Origin of the sequence: Lysinibacillus sp. CD3-6, from assembly GCF_006351725.2 — a bacterium.
GTDB lineage: Bacteria > Bacillota > Bacilli > Bacillales_A > Planococcaceae > Lysinibacillus.
The window spans coordinates 4,083,330-4,103,166 of sequence record NZ_CP085880.1; the positions used below are offsets into that span (position 1 = coordinate 4,083,330).

A 19,837-nucleotide genomic window follows, 5' to 3' on the forward strand; every position below is an offset into this window, starting at 1 on the left:
GGCTTACGGGGTGCCCGCGGAAAGCACCCGCCGTAGCGGACATCAACGGCATAGCAAAAAAGTGCTAGATTATCTGAAATCCATATCTCTTTCTTTTGTAAGAATAATAAATTAGCAGCGTGCACTAGTTGATGGTCGCGAAGGCGGTGACTCCTGCGGGAACGCACGCAACGTAAGACGCAACAATCCGCGCGTTAGCGAGGGTTGCGGCTTACGGGGTGCCCGCGGAAAGCACCCGCCGTAGCGAACATCAACGGCATAGCAAAAAAGTGGTAGATTATCTGAAATCCACATCTCTTTCTTTTGTAAGAATAATAAATTAGCAGCGTGCACTAGTTGATGATAGCGAAGGCGGTGACTCCTGCGGGAACGCACGCAACGTAAGACGCATCAATCCGCGCGTTAGCGAGGGTTGCGGCTTACGGGGTGCCCGCGGAAAGCACCCGCCGTAGCGGACATCAACGGCATAGTAAAAAAGTGATAGATTATCTGAAATCCACATCTCTTTCTTTTGTAAGAATAATAAATTAGCAGCGTGCACTAGTTGATGGTAGCGAAGGCGGTGACTCCTGCGGGAACGCACGCAACGTAAGACACAACAATCCGCGCGTTAGCGAGGGTTGCGGCTTACGGGGTGCCCGCGGAAAGCACCCGCCATAGCGGACATCAACTGCATAGTAAAAAAGTGTTAGATTGATTGCAGTCAATCTAACACTTTTTCTCTTTTCTCCCAGCCACGTTTATTGAATGCCTACTGGCCGCTGCCTTCAGTCAATCCATGCTTTACTGCATAGAGAGCGGCTTGTGTTCGATCCTGTACTTGTAGCTTCGTAAAAATATTGGAAATATGCGTTTTTACTGTTTTTTCAGTAACGAATAAAGATGAAGCAATTTCTCGATTACTTTTTCCTTTTGTAAGCTCTGCAAGTACATCTTGCTCCCGTGGAGTTAATGGATTTAAAACATGTAATGCATTTTCCGATTCTTGACGATCCATCTCAAGTGTTGAAGTTGCTTCTGGGTGTAAAGTATGTTCCCCCTGCATAATGCGACGAATCGATGATACTAACTCATCAGGTTCAATATCCTTTAGCTGATATCCTGCTGCCCCTGCTTCCATTGCGGGGACAACATGATCTCGATCAGAGAAGCTCGTTAGCATTAAAACTTCAATGTGCGGAAACTTAGATTTTATGCGCTTCGTTGCTTGTATACCATCCATTTCAGGCATTACTAAATCCATTAAGATAATATCGGGCTGTATGCTTTCGGCTAGCGCAACTGCTTCCACACCATTTTTTGCTTCCCCAACAACCTCAATATCTTTCTGTGTCTTTAAAAAAAATAATAATCCTCGTCGGACTACATGATGATCATCTGCAATTAGAACACGAATCATTTTATTCCCCCCTTAATATGGCAAGCGGATTAGCAGCTCCGTGCCTTTACCAATTTCACTTACCCAGTCAGCTGTCCCCCCCACCGATTTAGCTCGATCTTTTATCGATTGCAAGCCTATGGATAGGAGCTTAGTATTATGATCAATAACAAAGCCTCGTCCCTCGTCACGAATAACTAATAATATATCAGTGGCTGTTACCGTAATATAAAGTGCCGCTTCAAGTACACCAGCATGGCGACGCACATTATTAAGCGCCTCCTGTGCAACACGAAATAATGTTTCCTCAATACGAGATGGAAACTGTAAAACACCAGATACGGTTACATGAAGCTTTAATCCAAGCATTTCAGCATATACTTTTATCGCCTCTAACAGTCCATTCTCTAACCCTTTTGGCCGTAGTTGCCATATGAGTGCACGCATTTCTGTTAAAGCATCTTGTGTTAAATGCTGTATCTCCTTAAATGTTTCTTTTACCTCAGTGTCGTTACTCATCTCAATGCCAGCCCTCGCCGTTAATGTTACAGAGAAAAGAAGCTGATTTACTGAATCATGTAAGTCCCGTGCCAGACGATTACGTTCCTTCACGAGCGCCATTTCTTGCTCCTGCTTAGTCAACAATATGCGCTTAATGGCAGAGCCCATTTGAAAGGCAACCGATTCCAGTAAGGCAAGCTCTTCCTCTGAAAACCGCACTGTATTTTTGGATGCTACATTTAAAACACCAAAACGTTCCTGCCCTGATTGCAGCGGTACCGTAGCATGATGTGTAATTCCTTCGTGATCGCCAACGTTTGCAGCAATTGCACTTTCGATACGTTGACATTCAATAATGTTAGAAGCTTTTTTTAATTCTTCATTACGATAACGAGATACACACCAACAGCCTCCTTTTTTTAAATAATGGCAATTATTATGTTCAAGTGCCTCTGGTAAATTTTCATGGACAACAAGCTCTGATCGTCCCTTTTCATCAATAAAAAATATCCAGCCCGTTTCAAAATTCGTACCATTTAAAAACTTTACAAGCGCGCCTTTTAATGTAGTGTTGATTTCTGTTTCTTCATTCAATAACTCAGCAATTTCCTTTAAAATACTAATATTGGAGTGCTCGTTCTCTCTCACAAAAACACCTCTTTTTATTGGCATTACGTATTTTAATGATAACATTTCCAAGTCAAAGGTGTCTGCCTGAGCCGTTCATACTTTAGACTGAAATTCCATTGTTTTTATATATAATTGTGTGAATATACTAACGAGACAGCATTAGATAAACTCTATAATTGAAACATTTTACTTCTAAATTCAAAACACCTATAATCGTAACAAGTACATCGTTAGCATAAAGGGAGTTTTTATATGTCAAAAAAAGAGGAAAATAGCTTATTGTTTATTTGGATTGTCTCTGTCGTTGCAACACTAGGCTCACTATATTTTTCTGAAATTCGTCACTACGAGCCCTGTAAAATGTGTTGGATCCAACGTATTTTTATGTATCCTATAGCAATAATGACTACTATTGCCTTTATTCAAAAAAATGCTCGTATCGCTGTAACAACGGCAGTATTTGCCGTAATTGGTGGCTCTGTATCACTTTATCATTATGGAATTCAGAAACTAAGCTTTTTAGCTGCTTCTGCACCTTCTTGTGGTGCCGTGTCTTGCACTGGTCAATACATAAACTGGCTTGGTTTCATTACCATCCCGTTTTTAGCATTAACAGCATTTATTTTAATTGTTGGCGCAAGCTTGTATTTAATTAAAGCTTCAAAAACTGCTAAATAATGCGATAAGTATTTTTTGATTTACCACATAGTGTCCGACAAAAAATTCGCGATATGCCTGCGGGATAGCGATTCAAGCCAGATTATGCTGTGGCTTTAACATCTGGTATTTTGTGAATCGTCCTTGTGCAGAAAGGGAGCGGATTTTTTTGTCTAAAAAAATGACAAGGGTGTTCGATAACGCTCATTCCATGGAGGAAAATAGATGTTTCAATATGAAATAAAAGACAATCATCTAACGATTGAGGAGCTGCTACGTACTAATTGGCGCCTAGGGAAAAAGCTAGTTCACGAATTACGTATGGAGAAGGCAGTCACGTCACTTGAAGGAGAACCATTACAATGGAAGGACCCACTTCCTGCAGGAACAATCATTAAATTTTCATTTCCTATCCCTGCCTCTAGCTATAAGCCGACGCCTGTTTGTGCAATTGATGTTGTGTATGAAGATGATCACTGTTTAATTGTTTCTAAACCAAAGGGCATGTCCACTCATCCTAATGATGAGCGCGATACGCACACTTGTATGAATCACGTTATGGCTCATATGAAAGAGCAAGGTCGATACTATGCAGAACATGTTCATCGCCTTGATAAAGGAACAGAAGGTTTGCTTTTAGTTGCAAAGCATCCACTTGCAAAATCCATTTTTGATCGCATGATTGAAGAAAAGACAATTATTCGTACGTACGCTGCAGAGGTGCAAGGAAACCTTCGTACTACATCGGGAACTATTGCTGAATCTATTGGTAAAGACCGTCATCATCCCACACGACGTGTCGTATCAAACACAGGTCAGCATGCTGTAACACACTATGAGGTTGTTGCACGCTATAAACATTCTTGTGTTGTCCACCTTGTTTTAGAAACAGGTCGTACACACCAAATTCGTGTTCACATGGCGCATATCGGTCATCCGATTATCGGCGATACGATGTATGGTGCACGCGAAACAGCTAGCGGTGATTATGAACTACATGCCATTCAATTAGAATTTGACCACCCGTTTTTAAATAAATTAATTATAGTAAAAGATAAAGAATAGCTATAATGCTACAGTACAAACCACTTTCAGGGTTTGTACTTTTTTTATGGAAAATATCACTTTTTGGTATATTTATTGATTATGAGTCGTTTATGTATAAACCTTTTTTTTACTCTGTTTCTATTTAAAGTATAAAATTACGAATTCACATTTACTTCATATGTTTTTTACAATAATTTTAATATTTATTTTCCAATATTGGTAATGACGATAGATTTCTTTCATGTTAGAATAGAGTAAATTGTCAGTCATCTGACATATAAATGAGGGAGGAAATCATTATTATGAAATGGGTTAAAAGTATTGCAGCAACAACTCTAGCTGCAAGTTTACTAGCTACACCTGGATTTGCTGCACATGCGGCAGAATCTGCGCCAACTGCTACAAAGGACGGTTTCAATTTAACAATTTTACATTCCAATGATACACATTCACACGCAGAATATGCACCGCAACGTACAACAAAAATAAAAGAGTTACGTGCAGCAAATCCAAATTCACTACTATTAGATGCAGGTGACGCATTAACTGGTACGCTTTACTTTAACGAATTTACTGGAGAAGTTGAAATGAAGTTAATGAACTTAATGGGCTACGATGCAATGACATTTGGTAACCATGAGTTCGATTTAGGGTCAAGCCCAGAAGGCCATGCTGCTCTTGCAAAATTTGTTAAAGGTGCAGAATTCCCATTACTTGGTGGCAACTTAGATTTCTCTAAAGATTCATTATTTGATGGCTTACAATTCAAAACAGTAGTAGAAGATTTCCAAAACGGTAAAATCTATGACGGTATTATTAAAGAAATCGATGGAGAAAAAGTGGGTATTTTCGGCTTAACAACTGAAGAAACACCTTCAATTTCAAGTGTTGCAAACGTACAATTTGCTAACTATATCGACTCTGCGAAAAAAGCAGTAGCTGAATTTGAAAAACAAGGCGTAAATAAAATTATTGCACTTACTCATATCGGCTATGACGATTCTACTGATTGGGATAATGATAAATTACTTGCAGCAGCAGTAGAAGGTATCGATGTAATCGTTGGTGGTCATACACATACGAAATTAGATAAAGCTGTGAAAGCAGAAACATCATTCAAAAACCCAACAATTATCGTACAAACTGGTCAATACAGCGAAAACTTAGGTGAGCTGGATTTAACTTTCGATGATAATGGTGCTGTTGTTGAATACTTCGGCCAATTACATGCTTTAAATGATAAAGAAAATCCTGTAGCAGCAGACGCTGAAGCAACTAAATTATTAGCACCATATAGTGCAAAAATCGAAGCAGTTAAACAACAATCAACAGGCACTACAGCTGTTACAGAACTTGATGGTAAACGTGGACTTTGGGGTGTACGTGCAGGTGAAACGAATCTAGGTAACGTTATTACTGATGGTATGCTTGCTGGAGCTAAAAAGATTGATCCTGAAGTACAATTCGCATTCCAAAACGGTGGCGGTATCCGTGCGAGCATTGACGCTGGCGACATCACTGTTGGTGAAGTAATGACAGTAATGCCTTTCGGTAATGCACTTGGTATCGTAAAATTAACTGGTGCTGAACTCTATGAAATTGCTGAACATAGTGTGAAAGAGTTCCCGAAAGAATCAGGTGGCTTCCTTCATTTCTCTGGTCTACAAGTAGAATTTGATGGTAAAGCACCAGCAGGCAAACGTGTGAAATCTATTAAATTAAATGGTAAAGAACTAGATAAAGCAGCTTACTATAAAGGTGCAACAAACACATTCACTGCTAAAGGTGGAGACGGCTACGAAACATTAGCAAAAGCTTATGCAGATGGCCGTGTAAGTGAACCTGGTACAGTTGACTTTGAAATGTTCATCAATCATTTAAACACACTTAAAAAAGTAGATGCTAAAGTAGAAGGTCGCATTATTGCTACAATTCCATTTACTGATATTGCAAAAGGTTCTGAAACTGAAGGTTACGTTCGTGATCTTTACTACCGTGATTTAACACAAGGTACATCTGCAACAACATATTCACCAAATGCTAACTTAACTCGTGCACAAGCTGCATCATTTATTGCACGTGTCTTAAAACTTGAAGCTAAAGGTGAAGCAACATTCTCAGATATTACTAGTTTAGAAGCAGCGACACAAAAAGAGATTACTGCACTTGCTGAAGCAGGAATTGTTCAAGGTCAAAATGGCAAATTCAATCCTACAGCAAAAGTAACTCGTTCTCAGCTTGCTTTAATGTTTGCACGTGCTTATAACTTACAACATGATGCAAAAACTGGATTAACTGCTGATTTCAGCGATATTTCTAAATACAATGAAGAAACACAAAACGCTATCGCACTTATGCAAGATTTAAAAATTGCTAGCGGTTCAAATGGCAAATTCATGCCGAATAACAATGCTACACGTGCACATATGGCAAAAATGCTTTCTAACTACATTCCTTATGTAAAAGAATCTAAATAATACGACAAAAAATCCCGCTTCAGCAAGTTTGATAGCGGGATTTTTATCGTTAAAAATTAAATTTAAAATTATCAGGATCTTGACCAAAACGCTGATTGTTATTTAGCGTTGCCATTTTATCCATCTGTGCCTGCGTTAATTCAAAATCATAAATTTGTGCATTTTCCTCAATACGACTTGGTGTCACTGATTTTGGAATAATCAATGTATCCTTTTGCAAATGCCAACGAAGCACTACTTGTGCAGCAGACTTCCCTAGCTCTTGTGCAATTTCAAGAATTGTTGAATTATCAAGCACCCCTCCACGACCTAACGGTGACCATGCTGTTACAGCAATTCCATGCTCTGCACAAAATGTTTTAAGTGCATCTTGTTGTAAGTATGGGTGCAATTCTACCTGATTGACCATTGGCGCAATATTGGCTTTTGATAATAGTTTTTGTAGATGATGTTCATGATGATTCGACACACCTGTTGCCCGCAGTAACTTCTCATCATACAAACGTTCAATCGCTCTGTATGTTTCCTCAAATGTTTCAGGCACTGCCCAATGCGTTAAATATAAATCTAAATAATCCATATTTAATTTTTTCAATGATACTTCAAAAGCACGCAGCGTTGCATCATACCCTTGGTCAGTATTCCAAACCTTTGTCGTCACAAAAATATCCTCACGTTTAATGCCTGAGTGACGAATCGCCTCACCTACCTCTGCCTCATTACCATATAACGAAGCAGTATCAATCGCACGATAGCCCACTTTCAACGCCTTATCAATAGCCTGTAACGTTTCATCACGTTCTGTCATTTTGTATACGCCTAGACCAAAACGAGGCATCTCAATACCATTTGTTAACGTTTTTGTAGATTGTAAATTCAAAAACATCAGCCCCTTTCTTTCCCTAGTTACATTATACAAAAAATTGGATTAAAAATAATTTTTTTTGTCACGCAGGTATTTTGCTTTGTTTTCGCGGGATTATTGTCTTGCTTCGCGGAATCCTTGCCTTGCTTCGCGGGATTATTGCATTGTTTCGCGGAATCCTCGCCCTGCTTCGCGGGATTCTTGCCCTGCTTCGCGGAATTCTCTCCTTGCTCCGCGGAATCCTCGCATTGTTCCGCGGAATCCTCGCATTGCTTCGCGGAATCCTCGCATTGCTTCGCGGGATTCTCTCCTTGCTTCGCGGAATCCTTGCCCCGCTTCGCGGGATTCTCATCTTGCTCCGCGGAATCCTTGCCTTGCTTCACGGATTTCTCTCCTTGCTTCGCGGAATTCTCTCCTTGCTTCGCGGAATCCTCGCATTGCTTCGCGGAATCCTCGCATTGCTTCGCGGGATTCTCTCCTTGCTTCGCGGAATTCTCCCCTTGCTTCGCGGAATCCTTGCCCCGCTTCGCGGGATTCTCATCTTGCTCCGCGGGATTCTTGCCCTGCTTCGCGGAATCCTCGCCTTGCATTGCTTCGCGGAATCCTTGCCTTGCTCCGCGGAATTCTCTCCTTGCTTCGCGGAATCCTTGCCTTGCTTCGCGGGATTCTCTCCTTGCTTCGCGGAATCCACGCCCCGCCCTGCTCAGCACAAACCTCTCGCTGCTCCGCGGAATCAACTTTTACCATAGCTAACCACGCATACTGTGAGAGTCGCTTTCCTATTGCTTGTCTTCGGGTTCTTCATCTACCTGAATCGGGTCTGCAATACGGTCATCCTCAGCAAGTTCTTGTCCATCACGAAGATGCTCCATTTGTTTACCGAGATCTTGCAGCTCTTTAAAATTTCTCGCCATTGTGCCGTTTTCTATATTTGGAACCTTTTTTTCCATTTTTATCACCTCTATAATAGTTTTCCCGAAATATTAAAGTCTGAACCATTTCTGACATATTTTATTTAGCAAGGTCGTTTCATTTTTATAATAGATAGGCTATACTAAAAAGAGATTTGCTTATAAACATGAGGAGGGTTCTTCCATGAAGTTATTATTAATTATTGGTGTAACTGTTGCTTTCTTAGCTGCTATTTTCACTGCTGGGTACGAAGGCGACTACAAAGCGGACAAATAATGCTCAAGAAAATCACTAAGTATGCTACTTAGTGATTTTCTTATTTTTACAGAAGTAGCCATTGCGGTTACTTCTTTTTTTGTGACTTCGTAATTACTTGACTTACTCTACTTTATTAAATATACTTACTTACATAAAGTAACTTGATAATTAATCATAACTAAAAAAACGGAGGTTTACTTCTATGCATTTTCATGAAAAACCGAACACATATGTTACAAATGTTGAGATTAAAGTAAGTGATTTACATCGCTCACTAGCATACTATCAAGAAATTATAGGCTTTAAAGTTTTACAACAGGAATCTACTCGAGCTACCTTAACTGCTGATGGTAAAACAGCATTGCTAACTATTGTTCAGCTAGAAACAGTTGAGCAAAAATCGCGCACTACAAGTGGGCTTTATCACTTTGCATTACTATTACCAACACGTCGTGATTTAGCAAATATCATTACTCATTTCCGTCAATCAGGAGTATATTTTGGCGCATCCGATCATGATGTAAGTGAAGCACTTTATTTACGAGATCCAGACGAAAATGGTATTGAAATTTATGTAGATCGTCCTGAAAATAACTGGACTTGGCGAAACGACCAAGTGCATATGGTAACTGAGCCACTTAATATTCCTTCGATATTAGTCGAAGCGAATGGGGCATGGGAAGGGCTTCCTGCTAATACAGTAATGGGACATATTCATTTATCTGTATCAAACTTGGCTGCTGCTGAGGTGTTTTATACAAAAGGCTTAGGCTTTGACATTGTCACACGCTATGGTGAGCAAGCATTATTTATATCTACGGGACGTTATCATCATCATATCGGCTTAAATACTTGGTATTCTGAAGGCGCACCAAATCTTGGGGAAAATCAAATTGGTTTAAAATCGTATACGCTTCGTTTGGATAATGAAGTGCAAGCAGATAAAATAAAAGCAAACTTACGTCAAATTGGCGCAGCTGTTACTGATATGAATGGCGGTTTCCAAACAGTGGATTCTGCTGGTAATGTAATTTTACTTCAATTTTAAGGAGGCTATCTTATGGAATTTGGTGTATATACATTAGCAGATATCGGACAAAATCCAGTGAATGGCTATATGCCAACCGTTAAAGAAAGATTAGAAGAAGTTATGCAATATGGGCAACTAGCTGATGAAGCAGGTCTTCAAGTATTTGGTGTTGGAGAGCATCACCGCTTAGATTATGCGATTTCAGCAGTACCCGTTGTATTATCAGCGCTATCACAGCGAACAAAAAACATCCAATTAATGAGTACGACGACTGTGCTTAGTACGGTTGATCCTGTACGCTTATACGAAGATTTCGCAACTCTCGATTTATTATCAAATGGTCGAGCAGAAATTGCCGTTGGACGAGGAGCCTTTATCGAATCTTTCCCGCTGTTCGGCTATGATGTGGATAATTATGATGCACTCTTTGAGGAAAACTTGGCATTACTTTTAAAGTTAAACAAAGAAGAGCGTGTAACGTGGAGTGGTCAATATCGCAAACCGCTTCAAAATGCTGAAATTGCACCACGTGCTAGTCGTGAAATTCCTATTCATGTTGGAGTTGGTGGAACACCGCAAAGCGCCATTCGCGCGGGACGCTATGGAGTTGGCTTAAACTTAGCCATTTTAGGTGGAGATCCAAGCCGCTTTAAACATTTAGTTGATGTCTATCGTGAAGCATTGGCCACAGCAGGACATGATATGGATAAAGCGAAAATCACAGTATCAGGTCACGCTTACTTTGCTGAAAGTTTAGCGCAAGCTAAGGAAGAATTTTATCCATACTACTCAAATTATTGGCATTATGTTAATGCGCAGCGCGGTATGCAGTATCATTTATCTAAAGAAAGCTTTGATAGCATGACGGCTGGTCATAACGCTCTATTTGTTGGTAGTCCAAATGAAATTGTAGAAAAAATATTAATGCAGCATGAACTATTTGGTCACTCTCGTTTTATGGCACAGCTCGATATTGGTGCAGTTCCATTTAATCAAGTAGCTAAATCCATTGAGCTACTTGGCACGCACATTATGCCAGCGGTCAATAAAGCACTAAAAGAGTAAATCAATGTAAAAAAGAGGATAGGACACATGAGCAAAGATGTTCATAGTTTTTGCTATAGTTGATGTCCGCTATGGCGGATGCTTTCAGCGGGCACACCGTAAGCCGCCACCCTCGCTAACGCGCGGTTTGTTGCGTCTTACGGTGCATGCGTTCCCGCAGGAATCACCGCCTTTACTACCATCAACTTATGCACTCTGCTGAAGCAAAAAAGTGTTAGATTGAATGCAGTCAATCTAACACTTTTTTCTTTTCTTACTGTAAACCAGGATAGCCCTGTTGTCGTAGAGCCTCGTAAATAACAATGGCAGCTGTATTCGATAAATTCAATGAACGGACATGTTCACTTTGCGGAATTCGTAGGCACATGTCTTTGCGCTCATAGGCAAAATCCTTAGGCAACCCTGTTGTTTCTTTGCCAAACATAAAGTAAATGTCCCGATCTTTATTACTAAAATCATGCGTTGTAAATGGTTCTTCACTATATGTTTCAATTAAATATACATCACCATTTTTAGATGTATCTAAAAAATCCTCAAGTGAATCGTGGTACACCACGTTGACACTATGCCAGTAATCTAAGCCAGCACGTTTAAGCATTTTATCGTCCGTCGAAAAACCAAGTGGACGAATTAAATGTAGTGAGGTATTAGTACCAGCACAAGTACGTGCAATATTCCCTGTATTTGCTGGAATTTCTGGTTGATATAAAACGATATGCAATGGCATAACGACACACTTCCTTAACTAAAAAATTGTAATCCTTTGTTTATCTCAACGAGGACTTCCTCGTCTTGTTCCTTTTTCTTTGCAGCAAGTAATGCTATTTCTGCTTGCTCCCCGCCAATCTTGCCTAATGCCCATGCTGCCGTTCCACGGATCACTGGTCGTTCATCTTTTTCCAGAAGCCCAACTAAATCAGGTACTGCCGCTTCCTCTTTAAAATGAGCTAACGCTAAAATAGCATTACGTTGAATTGGCTTTTTACCACGCCATGAGCCCGATACATGTCCAAACTTTTCTTTGAACTCCCGATTGGAAATTGTTAAAAGGGGTGTTAGTAAAGGCTTTGCAAGCTCTGGATCAGGTTTAAATTCCTCATGTATCCAATTGATTTTCCCTTTATTTTTTGGACAAACGGTTTGGCAAGTATCACAGCCATATAAGCGGTTCCCTATATGTGAGCGGAATTCGTCTGGAAGATACCCTTTTGTTTGTGTTAAAAAGGCAATGCAACGCTGTGAATTTAGCTGCCCACCTTCGATTAGCGCACCTGTTGGACAAACATCCAAGCATAAACGACAATCACCACATTCATCTTCCATTGGCTTGTCTGGCGCAAAAGGGATATTTGTCACTAATTCTCCCAAATACACGTATGAGCCAAACTCTGGAGTAATAATTGAACAGTTTTTCCCGCTCCAGCCTATACCTGCACGCTCTGCAACTGCCCTATCTGAAAGCGCACCTGTATCTACCATCGACTCAATGCGCACATTGTGTACTCGTTCTTCCAGCCAAGCTTTTAGTAATGTTAAACGCTCTCGTAATGCAGTATGATAATCGATGCCCCAAGAAGCTCTGCAAAATATGCCGCGTCGAGCGCCCTTTTTACCAATAGGTGCATCTTTCATCCGCGAAGGATAGGCGACCGCTATAGCGACTATACTTTCTGCACTGTCTAACAATCGAAGGGGTTCCGTTCGTTTTTCAATATCACTTTCTTCAAAGCCTGATTGGAAACCGAGCTCTTGTTGACGACGCAGTCTATTCTTTAATTCTGTAAAGGGAGCTGCCGTTGTGAAACCTATTTTATCAACGCCAATGGACATTGCATACGCCACAAATTCTCGTTGCAGTTCATGTATGTTCATTTTATTTCCAACTCCTTACATGATATAATAATTAAAATAAATAAAGTAGGTGATTTTTTATGGAAGTATCACTTAATCCATCGTTGTTAACGCAACTTCCAGAGCTGAAAATCGGCATTATTCATTATACCAAAATTGTCGTAGCAGAATCGCCCCAAATGATTAAAGGTCGCCTGCAATTGTATCAAGAAAACCTCTATTTAGAAATGCAGGAACAACCTGTAACAGAGCGCTCAGGCATTGCAGAATGGAGACAACTTTGGAAAAAGCTTGGCGCAGATCCGAACCGTTATCGTCACTCAGCGGAAAGCTTAATGCGCAGAGTTAGTAAGCAAAATTATTTAACACCGTTTCATTCAGGTGTAGATGTAAATAATTTTTTCTCTCTTCAATATGAAATTCCCGTTGGCATCTATGATTTAGCTCATCTCAAAGGTAACGTTGAAATTGCACTTGGCAATGAAGAAACTGGCTATGAAGGCTTAAATGGACGCTTTAATACGTTGAATAATATAATGTTTAGCCGTGATGAGGTGGGACCATTTGGTTCACCTTTCGTCGATTCAAAACGTACGGCGGTCTCCGAGGCGACAACGGAAGCGCTACATATTTTCTATCTTCGCCCCTCTCTTTCAACTGAGGATGCGCAAAAGCTTCTTGCGTCTGCTGGTAAAATGTTCAACCAAATTCATGGTGGAGACTATCAAATTGCCCTTTTAACGACTACAACACCATCTACTACTCTATAAAAGGACGTGTTTTCATGATTAATCTTGCAGAAGCAGTTAAACTTAAAAGCATTTTAGCCAAAAAGGTTCAGGAACTTATTAGTGAGTTACACCGTAGTGCCTTTGTGACTGTTGAAAAAGGACAAGCACCTAAAACGAGCAATCGTCCCATGACTGTTGTTGAAAGTGAGCTAGCTCAAGTACGTCTTGATATACGGACATTAGATCGTCTTGTCTATGAAGCGAATATTAAAAATACGGTAGACTTTAAGGGCGAGAAGCTCGCACTTGTAGAGGCAATCGAATTGGCTTCACAGCTTCGCGCGGAAGCAGAACTATGTAAACATTTTGGCACACATGAGAAAGAAAGTGTACGCATGGGTTATGGCGAAAGTACAATGCTCTATGATATTGCTATGTACGAACCTGATGCATACCGTGAACGTTCTCTTCAACTTGAGAAAGAAGCACATAAGCTCTCTAATTTAATTAATGCCAAAAACTATAGTGTTGAAATACAATTCGACGATTCTCGCTATTTCTAAGCTCGGGGCGGTGAGACTCCAAACCGAGTCGGATGGCTGTTTTTTCAAAACTACTTAGGTAGACAACTAGAATAAACCAATAACATGTGACCTGTTACTTTATGACCGATGACCTATAACCAACCATTGGCAAAGGCATAACAAAACTCGAGCATATAATCATTAAAAAAACGCCATCCGTAAGCTCTCTTGCACCTTGTGTGTAGGAGAGTTTTTTTATGTCTATTTTGCCAATCACTTGGACAAACTTTGCTTAGTACAATTGGAAGGAGCAATCGTAATGAACCATTCTCATGAAAAAGATGATACATTAACAAATCGCCAAGGCCACCCGATTACAAACAATCAAAATTTACGAACTGTTGGAAATCGAGGGCCAGCGACGCTTGAAAACTATGATTTCCTTGAAAAAATAAGTCACTTTGACCGTGAGAGAGTACCTGAGCGTGTCGTACATGCTCGTGGAGCAGGAGCACATGGCTACTTTGAAACATACGGCGTTGTCGGTAATGACCCCATTTCTAAGTATACAAGAGCAAAAGTTTTTCAGGATAAAGGCAAACAAACACCCGTTTTCGTCCGCTTCTCTACAGTTATCCATGGAGGGCATTCTCCAGAAACTTTACGCGATCCGCGAGGCTTTGCAGTAAAGTTTTATACGGAAGATGGAAACTGGGATTTGGTTGGTAACAACTTAAAAATTTTCTTTATTCGTGATGCTATGAAATTCCCTGATATGATTCATGCGTTTAAGCCCGACCCGATTACAAATATTCAAGATGTTGAGCGTTTCTTTGATTTCTGCGCAAGTTCTCCAGAATCCTTCCATATGGTAACCTTTGTGTATTCACCTTGGGGCATTCCAGCCAATTATCGGATGATGCAAGGCTCTGGTGTTAACACGTATAAATGGGTTAATAGTGAGGGTAAAGCTGTTCTCGTTAAGTACCACTGGGAGCCAATACAAGGCATTAAAAACTTAACACAAAAAGAAGCAGAAGAAATCCAACAGAAAAATTTCAACCATGCTACACAAGATTTATACGATGCTATTAAACGTGGTGATTATCCTGAATGGGAGTTAAACGTGCAAATTATGGAGGACGGCCCTCATCCCGAGCTTGATTTTGACCCACTGGATGATACGAAACTTTGGCCTAATGACAAGTTCCCTTGGTATCCAGTAGGAAAAATGGTATTAAATAAAAACCCTGAAGACTACTTTGCTGAGGTCGAACAAGCTACTTTCGGTACGGGTGTCCTTGTCGATGGCTTGGATTTCTCAGACGATAAAATGCTCCAAGGGCGTACCTTCTCTTATTCTGATACGCAGCGTCACCGAGTTGGTGCCAACTATTTACAACTTCCTATTAATGCGCCTAAGAAGCGAGTAGCAACCAATCAGAGTGGTGGGCAAATGATGTATAAACGTGATTTAGCACCTGGACAAAATCCACATATTAACTACGAGCCATCGATGTTAAATGGCTTAAAAGAAGCCGCTCAAACGGCCAAGGAATATACACCATTTATTGAAGGAAATCTTGTTCGAGAATCTATTGATCGCCAAAGCAATACGAAACAAGCAGGTGAAACCTATCGTAATTTTGAGCAATGGGAACGAGATGAACTGCTGGAAAACTTAATCCGAGATTTATCGACTTGTAATACCGCTATTCAAGAGGCGATGATTGCATTAGCTTCTGAGGCCGATGAAGAATACGGACGCTTATTAAATGAAGGCTTACAAATGGCGCAAACAAATGCATCTTCTGCAAAGCCTCTCGGTAATATTGACGGTGGCAATGCACCGAAAGAGGCTGTCGACAAAGGGCACGATGCCGAACCATATTAAAGTGTCAGGCACTCAAACAATTTTGAATTTTCAGAACAAACATGATTCATTTAGACACCTGTGGGAACACACAAAATGTGAGACGCAACCAGCACGCATTAGCGATGGTTGCGTCTTTCTTTTGAAATTAAAGTGACAGGCACTCAAACAATTTTAATAAACACCAGGTAAAAGACGGAGCGCTTTTTCCTGTGCATCTAAAATGGCTTCGACACCTAATGGAATGGCAATATTCGTTGTTTCATGCCCGATTTTAAAACCTGCGACGACTGGTATCCCTAAGTCGCTAAAATACTCTTTCATTAACAATAGCAGAGCATCGTCACTTGCTTCTGTTTGCGTAAATGAGCCAATAACGACACCTGCTAATTGTTCTAGCTTTCTTGCTTGCTTTAACTGCTGTAGCATCGAATCAATCCGTGGAATCGTTTCTCCAATGTCTTCGATCAATAAAATTCTACCTTCAGTACGAACCTCAAATTTTGTGCCCAAGGTGCTGACAAGGCGACGTAAATTACCACCAATAATAGGTCCACGTGCTATCCCCGGTGCAATCGTTGTTAATGGAGAAATACTTTCTGTATACTGTATTTCCATTGGAGAAAATAGCTGTAAAAACATTTTTTTCGATAACTCATCCATTTTATTTGCAGCCTTTAGCATTGGTCCATGGAAGGTTACGATATTTGCATATTCATTTATTGCACAATGCAAATAAGTAAGATCAGAGAAGCCCCAGAAAATTTTTGGATTTTCCGCTAATAGCTCATAATCAATTTTGCTAGCAATACGAGCAGAGCCATATCCACCTTTTACACAAAAAATTGCCTTCACCTCAGGGTCTTGAACCATTGCATGAAAATCAGCAAGTCTCACATCATCACTACCTGCTAAGTAGTCATGCTTTGCCGTAATCGTGTCCCCTATTTTATAGCGGAGGCCTAACTCATCTAGAAACGCTAATGCATCCCCTAATTTTTCTGGTTCCATAACACTGGACAAACATACTAGTCCAACTGTATCGCCTTTTTCTAAATGTGCAACTGTACTTATCACACTACCCCCTCCAATTCTATCTCTCATTCTAGCATACGCATCATTTATCAGACTAAAATTAAAAAGCGTAGACTACAAAATGAAGTCTACGCATTGTTTTTTATTTTGTACCACCATAAATCACAGTAACATTCGGATGATTTAATAATCTGCTAGCTGGGAACGCTTCTGTCACTTCCCCACTTCGTAGCTTTTCAATAGCTTCTAGCTTCTTTTCCCCAAATGCAATTAAAACAATTGCCTTTGCATTCATAATAGATTGAATACCCATTGTAATCGCATGTGTAGGTACTTCTTCTGGACGATCAAAATAAATGGCATTTTCAGTTCTAGTTGATTCTGTAAGTTCTACAATGTTTGTAAGCGAATCAAATGATGTACCAGGCTCATTAAAGCCAATATGTCCATTTACCCCAATACCAAGCAGCTGTAAATCAATTCCACCAGCCTCTGCAATCCGTGCATCGTATGCTACACATTCAGCGGCCAAATCTTCTGCCTTACCATTTGGTAAATGTATATTTTCCTCATTGATATCTACATGATTAAATAAATTCTCATGCATAAACGTCCAGTAACTTGCAGGGCTAGTTTGTTCTATACCTACATATTCATCAAGATTAAATGTTGTAACTTCCTTAAAGGAAATATTACCAGCTTGTTGATGCTTCACTAATTCTTTATACATTCCAACTGGTGAACCACCTGTTGCTAGTCCTAAAATGCTTGCTGGTTTTGCTTGTAGTTGCTCAGTAAAAATATGTGCAGCTACCTCACTCATTTCATCGTAAGAATTTACTTCTATCCACTTTATTGCATTCGTCATTTATATACCTACCTTTAGAATCGTTATTTTTAACTAAAAATGGGAAATTCATTACTATCTAGTAGTGAATATATTAATTTTACAAGTTATTTAGCTGCATTTCTATTATTTTCTTTATCAATTTTTTTACGTGTATTCTATTGCTATTTCGGTTATGTTAAATAGTAAGGAAGTGAGGCGATTTTATGAATTCTCAAATACAACAATATTTAAATTATCTTCAATTTCAAGGATCTATAGAGCCGTCTATAAAACTACTTGGTCAATTACAAACAAAACATCTACATACGATACCTTATGAAAATATAGACGTTGCCTTGAAACGTGGCATCTCCTTTGCTATTCCTGATCTTTTTCAAAAAATTATCGTTCAACAACGCGGAGGCAATTGCTTCGAGCTAAATATTTTATATAGCTGGTTACTTCGTGAGCTCGGTTTTTCTGTAACAAATCGCTATGCACAATTTTGGCGCAATATGGATGCGGATACACCACTTGAAGAAGTTCCTATGCATCAGCTACTTCTCGTCCAATTTGACGGCGTACCTTATATCTCGGACGTTGGAGTAGGTGCACTAGCCCCTTGTAAACCAGTTCCATTAATTGCTCACCATGAACATCGAGAAGAGAAAGAGCTATATAAAATTGAATGGGATGACACGTACGGATGGATGCTTTATGAGCAAACACCACACAATTGGCGCCTACTTTATAACTTCACAGATAACGATAATGATGCTAATTTTGCCCCACGACTTTCTCAACAAAAAAATAAAATCGCAATGATTCGCACTTCTTCAGGTCGACATACTATGTTCAATAATGAATTCCGTATATATGAAGGGCACTCATTAACTACGTATACAACCCACACTGAGAAAGAGTGGCAACAAGCACTTGAACGTTATTTTCATATATCGATCACTTAAAAAAAGGATGCATTGTTGGATGCATCCTTTTACGCTTTTAATTTGCTGTTCGTTTTAGCAACTCATATACTACTTCGCCATTGTGCAGTTCCTTGACTAAACCAATACCGTCTACAAAATAATAGGTTTTCACTACATCAATATATTTAAAACTTTCTTCTAATACAGCTACATTTTTATAGTTAACACCACCTGCTCGAACCGTTCCATCCGTCGTTTGAACTGTTATACGATTGCCGTTAACTGGACCTTCATCGTCTTCGTGAACTATTACACCAATTCTAAGAGGTAGCCCTATATAAAAGTCGTAATGTGAGCTATATTCCTGAGCAATTGCTTGTGCATATACAGAGCCATCATAATATAATAACTCATCATTAAACTGCTTATTATTCGTTGTATTAGCAATTGACCAAACATCGTTTTTATTATCATTATGGCTGTATTGATAATTTAATGTGTATCGTAAGCCATCATCTGGTGAGTAAAATGCATAAGTGTATTTATATGCAGGATCCTTTTGTAAATTCGGCTTTGAAAGGGTCATGGCACGTGCAACAAATGCTGAAAAATGCGCACGTGTTAACGGCAATTTTGGTTTAAATGAACCATCCTGATAACCGCTCGTAATATTATTATTCGCTACCGCTAATATTTCTTTATAGCCTGGCGTCTTCTCTGTAACGTCTGTAAAATAATAAGGGCTCGCTCCCTTTAATTTAAATGCACGTTGCAAAACCACAGCCATATCTGCTCTCGTCAGCGTCCCATTCGGATTAAATTTTTTCGTTGCCTCAAATATCCCCGCATTTTGGGTAGCAGCGATTTCTTTATAATAGATATGTGAAGTCGGCACATCTTGATACTTTGGATTTTTAACATTCGTCGTTTTCAACCCTACCGCACGAGTTAACATGACAGCTACCTGTGCCCTAGTTACATAGTCATTTGGTTTGAAAGTGCCATTAGGATAACCTTTAATAATCCCCCGCTCAACTAAGTAATCTATTTCGGTACTTAACGTATTGTCAGATGACACATCTTTAAAACTAGCTGCGTATACGGGCTGAATCTGTAATAACCCAAAAATCATAACTACAATTAAGATCCTACTTATTTTCTTCATGCTATTCCCCCTATATTTACTCCCATCCTTGTTATCCTATTCATCAAGTAAAATAAATATTAACTAAAAAGATATTTTTA

General features: G+C 39.7%; 19 protein-coding genes. 9 read left to right on the forward strand and 10 right to left on the reverse strand.

All coding sequences use genetic code 11. The annotated features are described in order from the left end of the window. Window positions 1-751 precede the first annotated feature (751 nt). Both FH508_RS20260 and FH508_RS20265 read right to left on the reverse strand, forming a co-directional pair. Window positions 752-1,399 carry a response regulator gene (locus tag FH508_RS20260; protein WP_173479834.1) on the reverse strand — a complete coding sequence of 216 codons (648 nt, stop codon included), beginning with the start codon at window positions 1,397-1,399 and terminating at the stop codon, window positions 752-754. 12 nt (window positions 1,400-1,411) lie between these two features. Further along, the gene (locus FH508_RS20265) at window positions 1,412-2,527 is read right to left on the reverse strand and encodes a GAF domain-containing sensor histidine kinase (RefSeq protein WP_173479835.1); all 1,116 of its coding nucleotides are present in this window, start codon (window positions 2,525-2,527) and stop codon (window positions 1,412-1,414) included. 234 nt (window positions 2,528-2,761) lie between these two features. Here FH508_RS20265 and FH508_RS20270 point away from each other — a divergent pair, with 234 nt between their 5' ends. The 3 genes from FH508_RS20270 to FH508_RS20280 all read left to right on the forward strand — a co-directional run bounded on the left by FH508_RS20270 (window position 2,762) and on the right by FH508_RS20280 (window position 6,690). Next, window positions 2,762-3,187 carry a disulfide oxidoreductase gene (locus FH508_RS20270; RefSeq protein ID WP_173479836.1) on the forward strand — a complete coding sequence of 142 codons (426 nt, stop codon included), beginning with the start codon at window positions 2,762-2,764 and terminating at the stop codon, window positions 3,185-3,187. 204 nt (window positions 3,188-3,391) lie between these two features. Beyond that, window positions 3,392-4,231, forward strand: a complete 840-nt coding sequence (locus FH508_RS20275; protein WP_173479837.1) for an RluA family pseudouridine synthase — start codon at window positions 3,392-3,394, stop codon at window positions 4,229-4,231. A gap of 284 nt (window positions 4,232-4,515) precedes the next feature. Beyond that, complete coding sequence (locus FH508_RS20280) at window positions 4,516-6,690, forward strand: 5'-nucleotidase C-terminal domain-containing protein (RefSeq protein WP_228134168.1); 2,175 nt, start codon at window positions 4,516-4,518, stop codon at window positions 6,688-6,690. Window positions 6,691-6,739: 49 nt separating this feature from the next. Here the strand turns inward: FH508_RS20280 and FH508_RS20285 are convergent, their stop codons facing one another. The 3 genes from FH508_RS20285 to FH508_RS20295 form a co-directional block, all read right to left on the reverse strand. Further along, window positions 6,740-7,570, reverse strand: a complete 831-nt coding sequence (locus FH508_RS20285; RefSeq protein WP_305068700.1) for an aldo/keto reductase — start codon at window positions 7,568-7,570, stop codon at window positions 6,740-6,742. A gap of 26 nt (window positions 7,571-7,596) precedes the next feature. Further along, window positions 7,597-8,145, reverse strand: a complete 549-nt coding sequence (locus FH508_RS20290; RefSeq protein WP_173479840.1) for a hypothetical protein — start codon at window positions 8,143-8,145, stop codon at window positions 7,597-7,599. Between the two features lie 189 nt (window positions 8,146-8,334). Then, on the reverse strand, window positions 8,335-8,505 hold the full coding sequence (locus tag FH508_RS20295) for a hypothetical protein (RefSeq protein WP_173479841.1): 171 nt from the start codon (window positions 8,503-8,505) through the stop codon (window positions 8,335-8,337). 422 nt (window positions 8,506-8,927) lie between these two features. On the opposite strand from FH508_RS20295, the gene FH508_RS20300 reads away from it, so the two are divergent. After that, window positions 8,928-9,773: a VOC family protein gene (locus tag FH508_RS20300; RefSeq protein ID WP_173479842.1), complete on the forward strand. Its 846-nt coding sequence runs from the start codon at window positions 8,928-8,930 to the stop codon at window positions 9,771-9,773. Window positions 9,774-9,785: 12 nt separating this feature from the next. Next, window positions 9,786-10,820: an LLM class flavin-dependent oxidoreductase gene (locus FH508_RS20305; protein ID WP_173479843.1), complete on the forward strand. Its 1,035-nt coding sequence runs from the start codon at window positions 9,786-9,788 to the stop codon at window positions 10,818-10,820. Window positions 10,821-11,073: 253 nt separating this feature from the next. Here the strand turns inward: FH508_RS20305 and trmL are convergent, their stop codons facing one another. Next, window positions 11,074-11,547 (reverse strand): tRNA (uridine(34)/cytosine(34)/5-carboxymethylaminomethyluridine(34)-2'-O)-methyltransferase TrmL, encoded by a 474-nt coding sequence (gene trmL / locus FH508_RS20310; protein WP_173479844.1) that lies wholly within the window; start codon window positions 11,545-11,547, stop codon window positions 11,074-11,076. A gap of 14 nt (window positions 11,548-11,561) precedes the next feature. Further along, entirely contained in the window at window positions 11,562-12,692 is a 1,131-nt protein-coding gene (gene queG, locus FH508_RS20315; RefSeq protein WP_173479845.1) for a tRNA epoxyqueuosine(34) reductase QueG, read from the reverse strand. 59 nt (window positions 12,693-12,751) lie between these two features. Between queG and FH508_RS20320 the strand changes: the two genes are divergently transcribed. The 3 genes from FH508_RS20320 (at window position 12,752) to FH508_RS20330 (ending at window position 15,820) form a co-directional block, all read left to right on the forward strand. Beyond that, the gene (locus tag FH508_RS20320; protein WP_139860311.1) at window positions 12,752-13,441 is read left to right on the forward strand and encodes a B3/B4 domain-containing protein; all 690 of its coding nucleotides are present in this window, start codon (window positions 12,752-12,754) and stop codon (window positions 13,439-13,441) included. Between the two features lie 14 nt (window positions 13,442-13,455). Beyond that, a complete protein-coding gene (locus FH508_RS20325) occupies window positions 13,456-13,965 on the forward strand; it encodes a hypothetical protein (protein WP_173479846.1) in 510 nt (169 codons plus the stop codon). Window positions 13,966-14,245: 280 nt separating this feature from the next. After that, complete coding sequence (locus tag FH508_RS20330; protein WP_139860307.1) at window positions 14,246-15,820, forward strand: catalase; 1,575 nt, start codon at window positions 14,246-14,248, stop codon at window positions 15,818-15,820. Window positions 15,821-15,973: 153 nt separating this feature from the next. On the opposite strand, the gene FH508_RS20335 is transcribed toward FH508_RS20330, so the two are convergent. Continuing rightward, the gene (locus FH508_RS20335) at window positions 15,974-16,876 is read right to left on the reverse strand and encodes a S66 peptidase family protein (protein ID WP_173479847.1); all 903 of its coding nucleotides are present in this window, start codon (window positions 16,874-16,876) and stop codon (window positions 15,974-15,976) included. 100 nt (window positions 16,877-16,976) lie between these two features. Further along, window positions 16,977-17,690: a glucosamine-6-phosphate deaminase gene (gene nagB / locus FH508_RS20340; RefSeq protein WP_173479851.1), complete on the reverse strand. Its 714-nt coding sequence runs from the start codon at window positions 17,688-17,690 to the stop codon at window positions 16,977-16,979. Window positions 17,691-17,887: 197 nt separating this feature from the next. Here nagB and FH508_RS20345 point away from each other — a divergent pair, with 197 nt between their 5' ends. Then, window positions 17,888-18,631 (forward strand): arylamine N-acetyltransferase family protein, encoded by a 744-nt coding sequence (locus tag FH508_RS20345; RefSeq protein ID WP_173479848.1) that lies wholly within the window; start codon window positions 17,888-17,890, stop codon window positions 18,629-18,631. Between the two features lie 37 nt (window positions 18,632-18,668). Here the strand turns inward: FH508_RS20345 and FH508_RS20350 are convergent, their stop codons facing one another. Further along, window positions 18,669-19,757, reverse strand: a complete 1,089-nt coding sequence (locus tag FH508_RS20350; protein ID WP_139860772.1) for an S-layer homology domain-containing protein — start codon at window positions 19,755-19,757, stop codon at window positions 18,669-18,671. Between the last annotated feature and the right edge of the window lie 80 nt (window positions 19,758-19,837).

What these genes read in the sequence shown, in the direction of transcription:
- FH508_RS20260 (WP_173479834.1), bottom strand. Translation starts at nt 1,399, where the DNA reads ATGATTCGTGTTCTAATTGCAGATGATCATCATGTAGTCCGACGAGGA.
- FH508_RS20270 (WP_173479836.1), top strand. Translation starts at nt 2,762, where the DNA reads ATGTCAAAAAAAGAGGAAAATAGCTTATTGTTTATTTGGATTGTCTCT.
- FH508_RS20275 (WP_173479837.1), top strand. Translation starts at nt 3,392, where the DNA reads ATGTTTCAATATGAAATAAAAGACAATCATCTAACGATTGAGGAGCTG.
- FH508_RS20280 (WP_228134168.1), top strand. Translation starts at nt 4,516, where the DNA reads ATGAAATGGGTTAAAAGTATTGCAGCAACAACTCTAGCTGCAAGTTTA.
- FH508_RS20290 (WP_173479840.1), bottom strand. Translation starts at nt 8,145, where the DNA reads ATGCAAGGCGAGGATTCCGCGAAGCAGGGCAAGAATCCCGCGGAGCAA.
- FH508_RS20295 (WP_173479841.1), bottom strand. Translation starts at nt 8,505, where the DNA reads ATGGAAAAAAAGGTTCCAAATATAGAAAACGGCACAATGGCGAGAAAT.
- FH508_RS20300 (WP_173479842.1), top strand. Translation starts at nt 8,928, where the DNA reads ATGCATTTTCATGAAAAACCGAACACATATGTTACAAATGTTGAGATT.
- FH508_RS20305 (WP_173479843.1), top strand. Translation starts at nt 9,786, where the DNA reads ATGGAATTTGGTGTATATACATTAGCAGATATCGGACAAAATCCAGTG.
- trmL (WP_173479844.1), bottom strand. Translation starts at nt 11,547, where the DNA reads ATGCCATTGCATATCGTTTTATATCAACCAGAAATTCCAGCAAATACA.
- queG (WP_173479845.1), bottom strand. Translation starts at nt 12,692, where the DNA reads ATGAACATACATGAACTGCAACGAGAATTTGTGGCGTATGCAATGTCC.
- FH508_RS20320 (WP_139860311.1), top strand. Translation starts at nt 12,752, where the DNA reads ATGGAAGTATCACTTAATCCATCGTTGTTAACGCAACTTCCAGAGCTG.
- FH508_RS20325 (WP_173479846.1), top strand. Translation starts at nt 13,456, where the DNA reads ATGATTAATCTTGCAGAAGCAGTTAAACTTAAAAGCATTTTAGCCAAA.
- FH508_RS20330 (WP_139860307.1), top strand. Translation starts at nt 14,246, where the DNA reads ATGAACCATTCTCATGAAAAAGATGATACATTAACAAATCGCCAAGGC.
- FH508_RS20345 (WP_173479848.1), top strand. Translation starts at nt 17,888, where the DNA reads ATGAATTCTCAAATACAACAATATTTAAATTATCTTCAATTTCAAGGA.
- FH508_RS20350 (WP_139860772.1), bottom strand. Translation starts at nt 19,757, where the DNA reads ATGAAGAAAATAAGTAGGATCTTAATTGTAGTTATGATTTTTGGGTTA.